Origin of the sequence: Martinezella calliandrae, from assembly GCF_030272695.1 — a bacterium.
GTDB lineage: Bacteria > Pseudomonadota > Alphaproteobacteria > Rhizobiales > Rhizobiaceae > Rhizobium > Rhizobium calliandrae.
This window is the reverse complement of the sequence record NZ_JARFYN010000236.1, coordinates 1-350: the sequence shown is the minus strand read 5'-3', so window position 1 is coordinate 350 and position 350 is coordinate 1. Positions and strand designations below refer to the sequence as shown.

The following is a 350-nucleotide window of genomic DNA, read 5'->3' as shown; positions in this document are numbered from 1 at the left end:
CCGGGCACCCAGCGCGCCTACATGTGCTGCATCGCGCACTTCGCCCATTGGCTGACACAGGAGGGGTACCGCCTGGAAGCGATCGGTCAAGTCGCCGTCATTCGCTTTCTCTCGGAACACTTGCCGGCATGCGTCTGCCCCGATCCGGTCCGCCGTATTCGTCATGACCTGCAGGCGGCACTTGGCCACCTTCTCGAGGTACTCAAAGCCGGCGGCGTGGTGCCGCAGTATCCGGCTCGGAACTCCGCTATCGAACAGGAGTTGACGCGTTTCGATATCCACATGCGCGACGTCTGGGGTTTGGCAGACAGGACCCGTCGGCGGCGCTGCAAAGTGGTTGAGGAGTTTCT

General features: G+C 62.6%; 1 pseudogene. It reads left to right on the top strand.

Annotated elements, in window-relative coordinates:
* Positions 1–350, top strand: a pseudogene (locus PY650_RS37750) (hypothetical protein); the annotation flags it as partial.